The 16,600-nt window shown below is 40.6% G+C and carries 16 protein-coding genes and 1 other RNA gene; 7 read left to right on the top strand and 10 right to left on the bottom strand.

Going from position 1 to position 16,600, the window contains the following annotated elements; all coding sequences use genetic code 11:
• Window positions 1–380: 380 nt before the first annotated feature.
• Together ssrA and smpB are read right to left on the bottom strand one after the other, a co-directional pair.
• Window positions 381–744: a transfer-messenger RNA gene (ssrA, locus tag BM390_RS14285) on the bottom strand.
• A gap of 104 nt (window positions 745–848) precedes the next feature.
• Window positions 849–1,310 (bottom strand): SsrA-binding protein SmpB, encoded by a 462-nt coding sequence (smpB, locus tag BM390_RS14280; RefSeq protein ID WP_089855563.1) that lies wholly within the window; start codon window positions 1,308–1,310, stop codon window positions 849–851.
• 121 nt (window positions 1,311–1,431) lie between these two features.
• On the opposite strand from smpB, the gene BM390_RS14275 reads away from it, so the two are divergent.
• Window positions 1,432–2,274, top strand: coding sequence for a hypothetical protein (locus BM390_RS14275; protein ID WP_062323625.1), 843 nt, complete (start codon window positions 1,432–1,434; stop codon window positions 2,272–2,274).
• Window positions 2,275–2,318: 44 nt separating this feature from the next.
• Window positions 2,319–3,104 (top strand): DUF4097 family beta strand repeat-containing protein, encoded by a 786-nt coding sequence (locus BM390_RS14270; protein WP_062323628.1) that lies wholly within the window; start codon window positions 2,319–2,321, stop codon window positions 3,102–3,104.
• A 96-nt stretch (window positions 3,105–3,200) separates the two neighbouring features.
• Here BM390_RS14270 and rnr read toward each other — a convergent pair whose 3' ends face one another.
• The 3 genes from rnr to secG form a co-directional block, all read right to left on the bottom strand.
• Window positions 3,201–5,510, bottom strand: a complete 2,310-nt coding sequence (gene rnr / locus BM390_RS14265) for a ribonuclease R (protein WP_089855560.1) — start codon at window positions 5,508–5,510, stop codon at window positions 3,201–3,203.
• A 111-nt stretch (window positions 5,511–5,621) separates the two neighbouring features.
• Window positions 5,622–6,377 carry an alpha/beta hydrolase gene (locus BM390_RS14260; RefSeq protein WP_062323629.1) on the bottom strand — a complete coding sequence of 252 codons (756 nt, stop codon included), beginning with the start codon at window positions 6,375–6,377 and terminating at the stop codon, window positions 5,622–5,624.
• Between the two features lie 168 nt (window positions 6,378–6,545).
• Entirely contained in the window at window positions 6,546–6,776 is a 231-nt protein-coding gene (secG, locus tag BM390_RS14255; RefSeq protein ID WP_062323631.1) for a preprotein translocase subunit SecG, read from the bottom strand.
• Between the two features lie 252 nt (window positions 6,777–7,028).
• Between secG and BM390_RS14250 the strand changes: the two genes are divergently transcribed.
• The 4 genes from BM390_RS14250 (at window position 7,029) to ptsP (ending at window position 10,905) form a co-directional block, all read left to right on the top strand.
• A complete protein-coding gene (locus BM390_RS14250; RefSeq protein ID WP_062323633.1) occupies window positions 7,029–7,781 on the top strand; it encodes a DeoR/GlpR family DNA-binding transcription regulator in 753 nt (250 codons plus the stop codon).
• A complete protein-coding gene (gene pfkB, locus BM390_RS14245) occupies window positions 7,778–8,695 on the top strand; it encodes a 1-phosphofructokinase (RefSeq protein ID WP_062323635.1) in 918 nt (305 codons plus the stop codon). The genes BM390_RS14250 and pfkB overlap by 4 nt, the downstream gene beginning before the upstream one ends.
• 217 nt (window positions 8,696–8,912) lie before the next feature.
• Window positions 8,913–9,182 (top strand): phosphocarrier protein HPr, encoded by a 270-nt coding sequence (locus BM390_RS14240; RefSeq protein WP_062323638.1) that lies wholly within the window; start codon window positions 8,913–8,915, stop codon window positions 9,180–9,182.
• A 7-nt stretch (window positions 9,183–9,189) separates the two neighbouring features.
• Entirely contained in the window at window positions 9,190–10,905 is a 1,716-nt protein-coding gene (ptsP, locus tag BM390_RS14235) for a phosphoenolpyruvate--protein phosphotransferase (RefSeq protein ID WP_062323639.1), read from the top strand.
• 96 nt (window positions 10,906–11,001) lie between these two features.
• Here ptsP and BM390_RS14230 read toward each other — a convergent pair whose 3' ends face one another.
• From BM390_RS14230 to rsxC, 3 genes are read right to left on the bottom strand one after another with little or no spacing between them, the layout of a single operon-like run.
• Entirely contained in the window at window positions 11,002–11,370 is a 369-nt protein-coding gene (locus BM390_RS14230; RefSeq protein WP_062323640.1) for an iron chaperone, read from the bottom strand.
• Window positions 11,371–11,429: 59 nt separating this feature from the next.
• A complete protein-coding gene (locus BM390_RS14225) occupies window positions 11,430–12,413 on the bottom strand; it encodes an RnfABCDGE type electron transport complex subunit D (protein ID WP_062323642.1) in 984 nt (327 codons plus the stop codon).
• Window positions 12,410–13,735, bottom strand: a complete 1,326-nt coding sequence (gene rsxC, locus BM390_RS14220; RefSeq protein WP_246806786.1) for an electron transport complex subunit RsxC — start codon at window positions 13,733–13,735, stop codon at window positions 12,410–12,412. The genes BM390_RS14225 and rsxC overlap by 4 nt, the downstream gene beginning before the upstream one ends.
• 291 nt (window positions 13,736–14,026) lie before the next feature.
• Here rsxC and BM390_RS14215 point away from each other — a divergent pair, with 291 nt between their 5' ends.
• Window positions 14,027–14,206, top strand: a complete 180-nt coding sequence (locus BM390_RS14215) for a DUF1905 domain-containing protein (RefSeq protein ID WP_255349977.1) — start codon at window positions 14,027–14,029, stop codon at window positions 14,204–14,206.
• A gap of 46 nt (window positions 14,207–14,252) precedes the next feature.
• Here BM390_RS14215 and BM390_RS14210 read toward each other — a convergent pair whose 3' ends face one another.
• Window positions 14,253–14,828 (bottom strand): VanZ family protein, encoded by a 576-nt coding sequence (locus BM390_RS14210; RefSeq protein WP_062323644.1) that lies wholly within the window; start codon window positions 14,826–14,828, stop codon window positions 14,253–14,255.
• A 410-nt stretch (window positions 14,829–15,238) separates the two neighbouring features.
• Window positions 15,239–16,600 (bottom strand): IS200/IS605 family accessory protein TnpB-related protein (locus BM390_RS15610; protein ID WP_177220739.1); only part of this gene is annotated, 1,362 nt, incomplete at its 5' end.

The following is a 16,600-nucleotide window of genomic DNA, read 5'->3' as shown; positions in this document are numbered from 1 at the left end:
CCTTGCCCAAAGGCGATTCATCCCCCACTTACTCATTGGGCTTAGCCCATAACATTCCTTGAAGATGGGGGTTTTCTCGCCTAATTTAGATAAAATTTCTTCTACCAGTACAACTGACCGTTTCGAATAAGATTCAGCCAGTCTCTCTTAAACAATGGAAATTATGACATAACGTAAACGCTTACCTTAGTATAATGAACTCTATTTCGTTGGCGGAGACTCCCGCCGTCTCCACCAACGGAAATATTCACGACTAGCTAAATCTTCTGATTGTCATTATAGAAGGGCCAATTATTTGACAAAAAACCATTAAAAAACTGTTCGATCCACGAAGGAAAGAACAGTTAAATATGTAATGTAACCACCAAATTGGTATTTTTTGGTGGAGACGGTGGGAGTCGAACCCACGTCCAGAGATATCGCCACTCAAGCGTCTACATGTGTAGTTGATCTATTTCGATTTCGCAAGCACATATGCCAATCAACAGGCGTCCGTGTTGCTAGTCTGATTAAGCTCTTCTAACCGTCCTCAGACGGTGGAGGTTAGCGTATCCCACTTCAGTTGAGACCCCAAATCTTAGCACATGGGCGATGCTAAGCGGGATCCTTTAGCAATTGCTTAGGCAGCTGCTAAAGAGAAATTGTTTTGTTTGCCAGTTATTATTGGCGGGTAACGTTTTACGAGCCGTAACCTCGACACGCAGCTTGAGCTCAAACTACCCCTGTCGAATCCGTAACGTCCCCATAATAGGAAAGTACAGAGAGAGGCGTAATCTTCGCCTATTCAATTTTTCTTACTTCTACCACTATAACAGGCATCTAACTTTTTTTCAAGTCAGATCTCGACTTTAATCCCGGTCTTTTAGGGCACGAGCGACATCACGATTCATTTGTTTGCGTTTTAAATCTTCTCGTTTATCATATTTCTTCTTACCTTTACCTAAACCAATGAGTACTTTCGCATAACCATCTTTTAAGTACATTTTAATTGGCACAAGCGAATACCCTGCTTGTTGGGTTTCTCCTATCAGCTTCGCAATCTGTTTTTTATGCAACAATAGCTTACGCATCCGTGTCGGTTCATGGTTATGAATATTTCCTTGTTCATAAGGGGAGATGTGCAAGTTATGCAGAAATACCTCACCATTACTCACTCGTGCGAAACTATCCTTCATATTGACACGACCATTACGAATTGATTTAATTTCTGTTCCTTGTAAGACAATGCCTGCCTCTATTGTTTCTTCAATAAAGAAGTCATGATTGGCTTTTTTATTTTGAGCGACAACTTTCCCTGATCCTTTTGGCATGTTTTTCACCTCACTTTGTTAAATGGTTCTTTTTCTATTTTACCAAGCCTGTTCTTATTATACAATGAAAAGGAATGAAATACTCACACATAGATGAACGGCTAAGAAAGGATTAATTTAAATGATAACGATTCGACCACTAACAACCACAGATTTTACACTTTATCAACAGATGGAGACAGGTGTAGAGAATGACTATATGTTACACGTCTACGACCGATTAATTACACCGCCTAACAACTATTTATACGGATTATTTAAAGATAAGATTCTCGTTACTGTCGCTGGTTATACGTATTTTCCTGGTGGCAATGTGATGCTTGGTCGCCTAAGAAGTGACCTGCGCTTCAGAAAACTTGGTTACCCCACCCAGTTGCTCCACTTCCTTGTTGATATCATTAAACAAGACCCTGACGTGTGTTTTATTGGTGGGTATACACATATTGAAAATTGGCCCGCAAAAAAAATACTCGCGCACCTTGGTCTAACTTTTATTGATAAGTATCATAACTTCCCAGCCATTAACCTTGGACCGTTCATCGTAGATAAAACGTTAATATGGGATGAAGTCATCACTCATTCAGAGAAACGTGCAGCACTTCAAACGTTAATGAATGAAAATATTGCTTCTTTCGTTTATGAGGCGTATTATCCATTTCCCTTTAGTTCATGTCTGATTTCAGATGACAAATTTTCAGCGATGCGTATCTTCCAATCACCATTGACACAAAGATATCTATTTGTTGATGACGATTATAAAGGAGAAAAATTATTAAACATTCGCTATGTTCATGAAGATATCTTCACCACACCAGGCTTATTTCATACAATAGCTGAGTTATTAAAACATGAACCAGACCGCTTGCCTTGGTTTAATTTTTCGAAAACGCAATACAGTGAACTAAAACATAAAGACTGTTTCCGACTAGAAGAAGGCTGGGAACTGCATGGCGTCTTTATATAAGAATAGAACTTTAAAAAGTATAATTGAAGAAGAGGAGGGTTAACATGAAAAAAATATTCATGATTATTGGTGTGATATTGATTGGCGCGGGATTATTGGGTGCTTTTATGACTTATCAAGCCAACTTTTCAGACGAGGAAATCATTAAAGTCATCAATTCGCCTGTCAAAGCACTGACAATTGAGGCCGATAACACCTCGATTACTATTGTGCCAACAGAAGAAGACGACATGACTGTCGTATTCAGCGGGATGAAAGAACAGGACTTAATTGATGCTCTCAACCTTAAAGCAAACGACGAAACCTTAGCCATTGCGGTTGACCAAGCTAACTGGTTTTTCTTCATCCCATTTGTCACGCAACAACCGCGGCTGACTGTTAAAGTACCGCGTGATCAGTTAACAAATATAAGTGCCAAAACGAGCAATGGTCGTGTGATTGTAAAAGAACAACATATGGATGAAATTGATCTTAAGACGAGTAACGGAGCTATTGAGCTGATTGATCTCGAAGCCAACGTTTTACAGGCTAAAACAAGCAATGGTAAAGTGACATTAATGAATACAACTGGACGGATTGAGGCGGAAACGAAAAATGGTTCTATTGATGCTTTTGGTCTTAAGATGACAGATGACGTCACCCTACGAACGAGTAACGGCAGTATCGATGTCTCCTTATCACACGGCGCCGATGTGACCATTGAGGCCGATACGAGTAACGGTAGCGTCGATATTTTCGGTCGTGACAATCGGTATGAGGTGCTAAATGACGGGACTTACTCCCTTAAACTCGATACAAGTAATGGCAGTATTGATGTGTATACGGATTGATGACAGCATGTAAACCGCATCACGCTTATTAAATAGAAAGAGACAGACCATCCGCCCGTTCGGCCAAATGATCTGTCTTTTTATATGTTTTCTCGGTTATTTTTTACGTTTCTTTTTTGCGGCTTTTGGTGGGACAGCTCGCCCTTTTTGTTTTTTCTTTTTATGTTTAGGCTTTTTGGCATCATCTTGTTGTTTCTTTCCATTACCTTTTGATTGTCCCTTATCTTTTGACCCGCAATTAAAGTCAGGGCTTGGTCGCTTGGCTTTCTTTTTCATGCCAACGATCTCAAAGTCAATCGACTGCTCTTCTAGATTGACCGCTTCAACGCGAACTTCAATCACATCACCAATTCTAAAGACATTACCGGTTCTTTCACCAATCATCGCATAGCGCGTTTCATCGTAGTGGTAATAGTCGTCAGTTAAATCACTGACATGGACAAGACCTTCTACCGTATTCTCCAGTTCGACAAATAAACCAAAACCAGTTACGGAACTAATAACCCCTTCAAACTCTTCACCAATCTTATCTTGCATAAATTCAGCTTTTTTGAGTTCATCGGTATCCCGTTCAGCGTCGACCGCTACTCGCTCTTGTTCAGACGTGTGTTTAGCTATCTCAGACAGTTTATCTTTCCATTTTGCTTGTGTGTCATTGCTAAGATCACCGTTAATTAAATACGTCCGGATGAGACGATGGACAATTAAGTCAGGGTATCGTCTAATTGGTGAGGTAAAATGGGTATAAAACTCGGTCGCAAGACCGAAGTGTCCGACACTTTTCGGGTCATACTTTGCTTGTTTCATTGACCTAAGCATCAATTTAGAGATAATCATCTCTTCTTGTTCACCTTTCACCTCATCTAGTACCCGTTGCAAGGCTTGCGGGTGAATATCATTTTTAACACCTTTGACACTATAACCAAACTGTCCAATAAATTCAAAGAATTTTTGGAGACGGTCTTCGTCTGGGTCCTCATGAATCCGGTGAATAAATGGCACATCCATCCAGTGGAAATGCTCAGCGATCGTCTCATTCGCCGCCAACATAAATTCTTCAATTAACCGTTCAGACACCCCACGGTGGCGTAAGACGACATCAGTCGGGTGACCCGATTCATCAACGATGACTTTTGCTTCGTTAAAGTCAAAATCAATCGCGCCACGGTCCATCCGTTTTTTTCGCAAAATACGCGCCAGTTGTTCCATCTCGTGAAACATTGGGATAAGTGTGTCATATTCTTTCATCACCGCTTCATCTTGATCGGTTAAGATTTGATTGACGGCTTGGTAAGTCATACGAGCCGACGTATTGATCACACTTTGGAAAATGTCATGTGACACGACTTCCCCATTAGGTGAAATCTCCATCTCACAAGCCAGTACTAAACGATCCACATGGGGATTCAGTGAACAAATACCGTTTGATAACCGGTGCGGGATCATTGGGATCACCCGGTCAACAAGATAGACACTCGTTCCGCGCTTGTAAGCTTCCACATCAATTGGTGAACCTTCTTCGACATAATAAGACACATCCGCAATATAAACGCCAAGCAAGTGATTGCCATTGGCTAACTGCTCGACTCGAATCGCATCATCTAAATCTTTCGCATCAGCCCCGTCAATCGTGACAATCGTTTTATCGCGACGATCGACTCGCCCTTCAAGGTCGGACTCATCGATGGTTTCTTTCACATGCTTTGCTTGGTCCAGTACCTCGTCTGGGAACTCAATCTCGATGTTGTGTTTATGAATGATCGATAGGATATCGACGCCCGGATCATTTTTATGTCCCAGGATTTCAACCACTTCACCTTCAGCGGCATTCTGTCCCTCTGGGAATTTCAAGATGTTGACGATCACTTTATGACCGTCAACGGCGCCCTGACTGTCCTCTTTTTTAATAAAGACATCATTAGGAATGCGCTTATCATCTGCGACGACAAAACCAAAATTCCCTTTATCAACATAGTTGCCGATAACGCGGGTCGACCCACGTTCAAGAATTCTTTCAACCACACCTTCTACACGTTTATCGCCACTTACTTCTGCGTCAGCACGTGCTAAGACTATATCGCCATTCATGGCGCCATTTAAGTCATGTGGATGTAAGTATAAATCTTTTATCCCTTCTTCATCAGGAATTAAAAAGGCAAAGCCTTTTTTGTGCATTTGCACCTTCCCTCTTACTAACCCAGCTCGAGCTGGTGAGACGTATTTATTCTTTCTCGTCAACATGATCCGGCCGTCGTCTTCTAAATCATTGAGCGTTTTCATTAAGTCAGTAAACATCTCACTTGTGACGGTCTCATTAAAGACAGCCTCACTAATATCATCAACTGACACGGGACGCTCTGCTTCTTCTGTAATAAATGTTAAAATCTTTTGTTTTAACTCATTCATTCTTCCTTCACCTTCTTTCAAATCATTGCTTATCTTTAGTCTTTTCTATTTTTATTGTCTTATACATCTACCACTTATAAATAATCGCCGTCATTTTAACTATTTAAGCGTTTATAGTATAGCCTCATCCCAATCTAAAGATTCTAAGAAACGATAGACATCTTCATGGACAGCTTCACGCTTTGGTCCTAGCGTAATCGCATGACCAGCACCCTCATACCAATGGATCTCTTTATCATCACATTCCACATGGTCATAAATATGTGTGGCACTATCTGTGTTGATCATCTGATCGTCTTTCGCTTGAATGACAAGTGTCGGCGTATAGATATGATCAAGTACCCCGCGCACGTCATCAATTAATCCAGCAAGACTATCAAAGAGCGGTTTGGCATTGTTAGTAAGGGTATGGACTTCTTTTTCAATAACAGCGGTATCTTTGCCTTCTTTTTGTTTATATTGACTCGCAAAATATCGAAAACCTTTCGTCAGTTGCGTCTCATTGTCAAAGAACATCGGAGAACACATCGTCCCCACGCCTACGACTGGATTTTCGGTCGCGAGCTTCAAGCTAAGCACACCACCAAGCGATAACCCCAATACCGCAACCTTATCATAGCCGTCTTGTTTTAGCTGTTGATAGGCTTTGACGACATCTTCATACCACGTTTCAGCTGAGCCATCGAGTAAATCTTCTGGTGTTTTGCCGTGTCCGCGGTAAATCGGACCAAATGATGTATAGCCTTTTGTTTCCAAAAATCGACCAAGCATGCGCATATCAGCACTGTGACCGGTAAACCCATGTAATAGTAATACCGCTCTTTTCCCACCTTTAAACATAAACGGTTCTGGTTGTTTAATTTTCACATCGATCGTCCTTTCTCCCATAGCTATTTGTTAGCTTTTTCTCTATTATTTTCATCTGCTTCTATTTTATCAAAGAGTGGCTTCTATTGCACAATGTGAGATTATCATGACAAAAAGAAAATCTCTTTAAGTGACGTCTTCCTATGTCACCTAAAGAGATTCATCTTGTTAAATAATATAAGCTAACGCAAATGTTGCAACAAAAAATACTACTGAAGCAACGATTGTCGCTTTTTGCAATACCGCGTCTAATCCACGTGCTTTTTTCTTACCAAAGAGTTGTTCCGCTCCTCCCGAAATCGCACCCGCTAACCCTTCACTTTTACCTGATTGTAAAACAATCATCGTAATAAGGGTAATACTTGAAAGAATAATTAATGTAATCAAAATAGCTTCCATCGTAAAAGCATACCTCCTAGACCCACTTAAAATCACTACTTTATTGCTTATAACATTAAATAAAAACACTAGTACTAATTTAGCATACTTCACCAGTTGATGACAAGTATATTTTCCTTTTTTAATGAAAGCGATTTCTACCTTTTAAGTATCAACATCATTGCGATGGTGTTTTTGATTGATTTTGATTGATTTTGATTGATTTTTAAAGGGTGTTATCGTATACTAAGTGTATCAGAGGAGGCGACGATCATGTTAACACCTAAGCGACATGCCTTAATATTAGAAGAACTATCAAACAAACAAATGATCACCATTCAATCTCTGGTTGATTTGATGCGTGTATCAGAATCAACCATTCGTCGAGATTTAAGCGAGCTTGAAAAACAACACTTATTAAAGCGCGTTCACGGCGGAGCAACCGTAGTAACACAAACAAAAGACGAACCAACTGTTCAAGAGAAAAAACAACGCGGGACGACAGAGAAAAAAGAAATTGCCCAATATGCGGCAGCCTTAATAGAAGATTATGATGTCATTTATTTAGATGCCGGAACGACGACTTATGAAATGATTCCTTTTTTAAAAGATCGACCGATCACCGTTGTCACTAATGGCCTGATGCATCTTGATTTATTACAACAATATCATATTCCGACGTATATCATTGGTGGGAAAGTGAAAGATAAGACAGGTGCTGTGATTGGGAGTGTGGCACTTAAACAGTTAGAACATTATCATTTTAACTTAGCTTTTATCGGTACTAACGGGGTGGATGTTTCTTTCGGTTATTCCACTCCCGACCCTGAAGAAGGCGATTTAAAAGAAAAAGCATTAACATTAAGTGATAAGCGCTTTGTCTTAGCGGACCATTCTAAATTGCACACAAAAAGCGCTTACCGGTTCAGCGAGCTAAAACATGCTACTTTAATTACTGACCGATTATTAGAAGAGGACAGAGAAGCTTATTCAAAACTAACGGACGTCTTGGAGGCGATGACATGATTTTCACTTGTACACTCAATCCATCCATCGATTACATTCTATCTGTGGCTGAGTTTCAATACGGCGGATTAAATCGCGGGACTGACCCGAGCTATTTCCCTGGTGGAAAGGGCATTAACGTGTCGCGTATTTTAACGCGTTTAAACATCCCTTCAACAGCGTTAGGATTTACTGGTGGGTTTACCGGTGCCTTCATTGAACAAACGTTACAGGATGAGGGCGTTGATACCGATTTTGTCCATGTTAGCGATGCCACTCGGATCAACCTTAAATTAAAAGGCGCTAAAGAAACTGAAATCAATGGGCCTGGTGCAACGATTACAAAAGAAGAAACAGAACATTTTCTTGACCAATTAGACCATTTAACGTGTGACGACTACTTAGTACTTGCAGGTAGCTTACCACAAGATTTACCGGATGATTTTTACTTACAGATTGTTAAACGTCTTAGAGAAAAGTCCGTTAAACTTGTGCTAGACACCTCATCTGAAGCATTAAAGAAAATGGTTGGAGAACCCCTTTTCTTAGCCAAGCCGAATCATCATGAACTTGGAGAACTGTTTGATGTTGAGATTACGTCGAAACAACAAGCGATTCATTATGCCAAACAACTGCACGATTCTGGGGTTAAACACGTGATTATCTCCATGGGTGGTGACGGGGCGATTTATTTACACAATCATACCTTGTATCAAGCGCAAGTACCTAAAGGGACGGTTATCAACACCGTAGGTGCTGGGGATTCAACCGTGGCCGGCTTTTTAGCCGGACTTGAGCGGGGCTATAAACCAGTCGATGCCTTTCGTTTAGCTGTTGCTTCCGGAAGTGCCACCGCCTTTACAAAAGATTTAGCCGAAAAAAAAGACATGGAAACGCTTTTTGAGTTAGTAGACGTGGAAGTAACCGATTTCTAAAAGGACCGTCTCGCCTTTACAGCCAAACGGTTTCATGGTATGGTGTCAAAGGTTTATTGTGCATGATTTTCTTTTTCCGTTAGGCATCGGAAAAAAATTATCAACATTCTCTTAATAAATATGTGCAATAAACTTGATATTTGACGGTGTTAACCGTTAAAATATAGGGTATGGTATACTGAAAAACAAAATCTTAAATTTATAGGAGGTTTTTTTCATGGCAGCTGAAAAAACAATAACAATTACAGATTCAACAGGTGTGCACGCACGCCCAGCTACAGTACTCGTAAACAAAGCAGGTAACTTCTCTTCTGACGTTACTGTTGAGTACAATGGCAAATCAGTAAACTTAAAATCAATTATGGGTGTTATGTCTCTAGGTATCCCTAAGGATGCTGAAATCAAGATCGTTGCAGAAGGCGCTGACGAAGATGAAGCAATCGAAGCGATTTATGCAACAGTTAAAGAAACTGGCTTAGGGGAATAATTCCTATATGGCGATTTTAACAGGCATTGCGGCATCTAACGGTGTCGCAATTGCTAAAGCATACACATTAGAAACACCCGATCTTTCTTATGAGACAAAGAAAGTTGACGATGTTGATACAGAAGTTAACCGCCTTCATGATGCGTTGACGGTATCAAAAAAAGAATTAGAAAAAATTAAAGAAAACGCACGTCTTTCACTTGGTGATGAGCATGCGGAGATTTTTTCTGCGCACCTTTTAGTGTTAAGTGACCCTGAACTGATTACACCAATGGAAGATAAAATTAAAAACGATAACGTCAATGCTGAAAAAGCACTTGATGATGTCGCTAACATGTTTATCGATATGTTTAAAGGCATGGATAATGAATACATGCGTGAAAGAGCAGCTGATATTCAGGACGTGACAAAACGCGTCATGGCTCACCTACTTAAAGTCACGTTCCCAGATCCTGCCTTGATTGATGAAGAAGTTGTGATAATTGCTGAAGACTTAACACCTTCAGATACCGCACAATTAAATAAGCAATTTGTGAAAGGGTTTACGACAAATATTGGCGGTCGTACATCACACTCTGCGATTATGGCACGTTCTTTAGAAATTCCAGCGGTTGTTGGTACTAAAACCGTCACAGAGGATGTTTCTGAAGGCGATATCGTGATTGTTGATGGGATTGACGGTAAAGTCATTATTAACCCAACAGAAGAAGAATTAGCGACTTACAAAGAAAAACAAGCTGATTTTGAAAAACAAAAAGAAATTTGGGCACAATTAAAAGACGAGCCAACGATTTCTAAAGACGGTGAGCACGTTGAATTAGTTGCGAATATCGGTACACCAGACGATGTTGTCGGTGTTCTGAATAACGGCGGCGAAGGTGTCGGTCTTTACCGTACAGAATTCCTATATATGGGTAACTCTGATTTCCCTACTGAGGACGAGCAATTTGACGCTTACTCATCTGTATTAAAACAAATGGGTGACAAACCAGTTGTTGTTCGTACGTTAGACATTGGTGGCGATAAAGAATTAAGCTACCTTGACTTACCGAAAGAAATGAACCCGTTCTTAGGTTTCCGTGCGATTCGTCTTTGCTTAGAGCGTGACGATATCTTCCGTACACAACTACGTGCCCTACTGCGCGCAAGTGTCCACGGTAACTTGAAGATCATGTTCCCAATGATCGCAACCCTTGATGAGTTCCGTTCAGCTAAAGCTTTGTTACTTGAAGAAAAAGATAACTTAAAAGCTGAAGGTGTTGACGTGAGTGATGATATTGAAGTCGGTATCATGGTTGAGATTCCAGCAACTGCTGTGATTGCTCGCCAATTCGCTAAAGAAGTTGACTTCTTTAGTATCGGTACAAATGACTTAATTCAATACACACTTGCGGCTGACCGTATGAACGAACGCGTCTCATACCTTTACCAACCGTACCATCCAGCGATCCTTAATCTCGTGAATAACGTGATTGAAGCCGCACACGCGGAAGGCAAATGGGCCGGTATGTGTGGTGAGATGGCTGGCGACTCTATCGCGATTCCAATCTTACTCGGTTTAGGTCTTGATGAGTTTAGTATGAGTGCCACATCAATTCTTCCAGCACGTACACAGATTAAAGATTTATCTAAAGAAGAACTCCGTTCTTACAAAGATGAACTTCTAAGTATGTCAACAGCTGATGAAGTAGAAGCATTCATTCGCGAAAAAACAAATCAATAATTACGGCAATATGTCAGTGATGAAATAAAAGCCCGCTTATTCGCGTATATAACGTGAATAAGCGGGCTTTTTGTTTGTTTAGAGTATCTATTAACCTTATCGCCAAAACGCTGTCATATCCTTCTTATCTTCAATATTAAACGCAACCATATTTCGAATTAAATCAAGATGGGCGGGCTCGGTCCATTTCATCTTCACTAATTGTTTAGTCATGTCATAACCTGCTTGAGTGATTTGATCATGAAATTTGTCTTTACATGCCATTTCCGGTGCAATCGCCAGATGAGCTTTTGCCACACTGAAGCCGATAATATACGTCCCATGGGTGATAAACATCGGTTGATTCCATTTGATTACCGGCTCCAGTTCAGGAAAAGTATCTTGTATATCTTGTAAAATCATTGTTAAACGCTCACGATGATCAGGATGTTCAATCGACTGTAAAAATGGTTCAAATACTATCAATACTTATCGCCTCACTTCTCTCACATTTTTCGTTTGTCGCATTCGGGTTAGCTAGTGAGTTACTTGGCGAGTGACACTTTCGGTCTTTTTTTATGCCCATAGATACGCGGGGCAAGGTATTTATCTATGACGGGGCTAAGTGCATTCATAATCAAAATCGCAAAGCCGACTCCTCCTGGGAAATTAAACACAATTCGAATCACTATTGTTAACAGTCCTGCCCCAATCGCAAAGACCGTTTGACCAGTCGGCGTTAATGCTCCACTTGTATAATCAGTAGCCATAAACACCGCCGCAAAGATGAGCGTCCCACTAAGCACATGGGTCATCATGTAATCAACACTATAACCACCATAAATGGAACTTATAACAGCCACTGTTCCTACATAATAAAGAGGAATCTTCATATTAATAACGCCTCTTACGACAAGATAAACAAAGGCAAGAAGGATCATCAGTTTTGATGTTTCACCAATATTACCGCCAAGATTCACACCAAGGAATAGATCCCATAATCCAGGTACCTCTTCTCCTACCGTTTTAGAAAAGTGACCAATCGACTCTAAAGGTGTCGCGGTCGACACTGCATCAGCACCTGGTGCGACCCAGTTCGTAATCCAAGGTGAGAAAAAGACTTTTAACATGACTCTTGCGCCAACAGCTGGATTAAACATATTACGACCAATACCGCCCGGTAGCTGTTTAATAATCACAATCGCAAAGAAACTGCCGATAATAATCGTCCAATAAGGAGCGGTGACAGGTACACTCAAGCCAATTAACATCCCGGTAATAACCGCACTATAATCATTAATTCTTATCGGTTGATCTCTTAGTTTTTGAAAACCATATTCAAATAACACACTTGAGGCCACACCGACAATTACCATAAACAATGATCTGATGCCAAAGAAATAGATTGCAGCAAGGAGCGGCAGAAATAAGGCGATGACGACTTGCTTCATAATCCAATCGGTTTTTCGACGTGATTTTAAGTGTGGTGATGCACTCATTTTAAGCGTCATATCTTGAAGTGACATCATGAGCTTTTCTCCTTTCGCGCCTTAATTTCTGTTTTGGCTTGTCTAATGTTATCCAGCAGTGGAATATTAGCAGGGCAAATATATGAACAGTTCCCACAATCAATACAGTCCATCGCCCCAAGACGTTCGGCCTCGTCAATATCACCTTGTTCATAGGCGTTGGATATAAGAATTGGTTGTAAATTTACTGGACAGACATTTAAGCACTCTGCACACTTGATACACGGGGTCCGTTCATCTACTTTTACTTCTTCTTTCGGTAAAAAGCTAATCACCGATGTTCCTTTTGTGATCGGTACTTGACCGGAGGTAATGGGTTTACCCATCATCGGGCCTCCGTGCAACATCTTCCCTGTCTTTTCGACAAAACCACCACAAGCATCAATCAAGACTTGAATCGGTGTACCAATTCTTACCCTAAAGTTTTGCGGATCTTTAATGGGTTCACCCGTGACGGTTGTCACACGATCCATTAAAGGTAAACCTTTTTGAATCGCTAAATGAGCCGCCCGTACGGTACTGACATTAGCTACAATCGTATGAACATCAAGGGGTAATCCTCCAGAAGGTACTTCGCGATTGACTAATGTTTTGATGAGGCGTTTTTCCGCCCCTTGAGGATAAATTGTCTCAAGCTCTTTGATTTGAATCCGTTCATCGTCGCCAATCGCTTGTTTAAGAGCACATACACTATCATGGACATTTGACTCAATCGCAATATATGTCTGTTTAATTGGAAAAAGCGTCAGCAGTTCTTTGATCCCAGCAACGATTTCTTCAGCGGATTCAATCATTAATCGGTGGTCAGCGGTAGAGTATGTTTCACATTCAGCCCCATTAATAATCAATGTGTCAATAGCCTTTCCTTTTGGTGGTGAGAGTTTGACGTGCGTTGGAAATGTTGCCCCTCCCATTCCGACAATGCCGGCTCGTTCAATGAGTGACAATTTATCCTGTGATGTTAAATCTTCTTGGGTAGATGTAAGTGCGGGTGCTGGAGTATCTTTAAAATCATTCTTAATAACGATGGCGAGGTGAGGGCCATGCATCGAAGGCTTCTCTTCGATTGATTCAACCGTTCCAGAAACAGAGCTGTATATGTTGGCAGAGACAAAACCTTGCTTTTCGGCAATCAGTTGTCCCATCTTCACGTCATCACCAACCTCAACAATCGGTTCCGCTGGTTTGCCGATATGCATGTTCATCGGATAAATCATCTTTTCGCTTAAAGGCGCTTCAATGATAGACTTTTTTTCTGTCCGAGACTTTCTTTCTTCCGTATAGGCTCCTTGCCTTTTGTATTTTAATTTCATATTCAACATAATCGTGCCTCCTCAGTGGTGTGGATTATTACTCTATTCCTTCATTTTTAACCGAATAAACCCTTTTCATTAAAGAAGTATTAATGACTTAGATAAGCGAAGGCTCCTTTGGTACAATAGAAAGATCCACTTACTTATTTCAATCTAATGCACATAAAAGGAGACGTAACAATGGATTTAACAATTCTAAATAATGAACCCCTCCCGCTCATTTACGAACCGGGTCGCGGGGCTTGGACCTATAGGATTAATGTACCGGATACACACCATTTAAAAGCACCATGAGGTTCGATAAAAGTCACTGGGACTATTGATGATATACCCTTTGGTGACATGAATCTGATGCCGCTAAAAAATGAAGACGCGATGATGTCTGTCAACAAACAGCTCCGTGAAAAAATTGACAAATCCGGTGGAGATATTGTTCGTGTCACCATGACGCTAAAAGATGCCGACACGTTAGGCTATTAATAAAAAAAAGCGTCGATTTTCATTCTCATGAATGATAACGACGCTTTTAACTGATGTGTAGTTTTGACTTTTTTATTTCTTTGTACTTTGATTGATGCAAGAGTTTGGATAATAATTGTTCATGCCCCATATTTAATAACAGGCCTAAATAGATCCCTAAACTATTTAAAATCCAATCATCTACATCAACTGAGCGAGAGACCATGTGCAGTTGATGTAAAAGGAACTGACCACCTTCAAACAATACAGGTATAAGAATAATGAATAACAATTTTCTAAACCAACCATAAGGCTTCACATACAACCAAAACCCGAGCGGAAACATCATCACCACATTACCGACAAGGTTCACGATAATAATATCAAAAGCTAACGTCTCTTGCCTATAGGCGCGTAAATAGAGCTTGATTGTTTCAAATGGTTCTAAATTAATTTGAAGCATGTCTCTCGCATCACCAAGTCCTCTAAACCAAATCAAGTAACTTAAAATCACGAGATATCCCAACATAACTCCATTAAATAACCGGCGTTTTAAGTGGGGATTGTTCAATTGTCTTAACGCAATATAAATAATTAAAAAAATTGGCAACAACACAAAAAAGCCCAACGGTAAATACGACAAAAAACTTCCCCCTCACTTTTTAAAACAACAGTTTTATTATCACTTAAATACGCCGCCATGACAAGAGGAGAATCGTATTTGTTATACAATTGAAAACTTTTAAAAATCGATTTTGTCATTTAAATAATGCACTTGGACCAATTTAAAGAAATCCGAAAAATCTATTGTCGAAATATAATGGATAAGATTGTTTCACTCTCTCATGAACGAATGATATCTTATCCATGCTGCGATATCATTGATTTCAAATTTCTCAACAACGATATATACAGTATAGTCTTCTGCTTCACGTTGATTAACACAAAAGCGATTGCCATTCATCCTTGAACTACCCCCACCTAACATTCTCACGAATGTTTGAGGAAGGGGATTCCATAAGGACACCCTAAAGGGGACCCATGCTCGTTCAACTAAGCATAGGTTTTTCTACTCTCCAACCGTCGCAAACCTATTTTCTCAACATCTGTTAAAGCATGTTGGGGAAATAGTGTGTTCCAGGAACACAACTTGCTTTGGTCAAACCGTTCTGTCTGGTAGAACGCATGGGTTCTAACAAAAGACAGGGTACGCATCATATACGCCCATTGCGCCCAATGATGTAGACCTTGTTTCTGCTCTGGAACAAGTGAATACAACATCGGTGGGAGTTTTTCTTTAAAGCCCATTGCCCGTCGGGCAATGACATAAGCGGCTGCCATGTGAATGGACACACCAAGCCGCTTCATATATTTCATCTTGCCAATTTGACTGGTATAAGCGGGGTTAACAACGTAGACAGCCACCCCCATTTTTTCAGCTCTTGACTTGATTGCTAGGATCATCTTTTGATAAGCAAACTGACTCATTCGTCGATTAGCTTTTTTGTTTCCATAAGGACGCGACACTTTGGACCGTGTCGTATCCAATCTTTCAATGGCGAGTGGTTTATGCTGTTTAACGGCATAGTCAACGAGGGCAATGACCTCTGCTTCTATTATTTTCGCCTGCTGTCCACTGGTTTTACCCTCTAAATTAAACGGGAGGGTAAAGGCATCCACACATTGACCTATGGCGTTGATATTGGCGACTGCGATATGATTCACATTCAAATCAACACCAACCATACCTGTTGATGTTGAGGTATTTAGATAGGGTGCACGCGACACATCGATTAAGCATTTAACGATGTAGTAGTCACCATGATCCTCAAGCGACCATGCTATCGGCTTCCCATACTTTTTCTTATCTTTCAGATTCATTTGTGTCTGAATGGCGTGATTGACATGATCTTGACCATAAGGAAAAACAACGTCAAAGAGACGAATGACGCATTGGTCGATCGCTTTGAAGGTAAGGGTATGCGTCTCTGGGTGATAATGAAAGACAAAGTTACCTGATTTGGCGTCTTTCCTTCCCGAAATGGTCATCTTACCGTAACGCGCCGCTACCCAATCTTTCTGCCAACGCTCAGGATAAGTGTGATAAGACGTTTGTGTTAACCGGCCGCGCGCGAGTTTCTTACTCCCGAAACACACACCCGTCACTTTGTTTGTCAATTTAAGCAATTGTTTTTCATATCGATCTTTCTTAAAGTTCAACTGGCCCAAGCGAGACTTTAGGTGTTTGATCTCAACATCAAGGTATTGATGTTCAAAATCATAAGCACAGTAAAATAAGCGTGTGGAATGCTTATATGTCACAACAAAAAAGGCCCCTTTTTGTTGTTCACGTGACGTTTTATTGAACATCGGTGTTCCTTTGACAAAAGAGCCTTTTATCTTTTGAAGTGTCGT

This window comes from Halolactibacillus miurensis (assembly GCF_900116255.1).
GTDB classification, from domain to species: Bacteria; Bacillota; Bacilli; order Bacillales; family Amphibacillaceae; genus Halolactibacillus; species Halolactibacillus miurensis.
The sequence above is the reverse complement of the archived record's forward strand: the minus strand, read 5'-3'. Positions and strand labels throughout refer to the sequence as shown.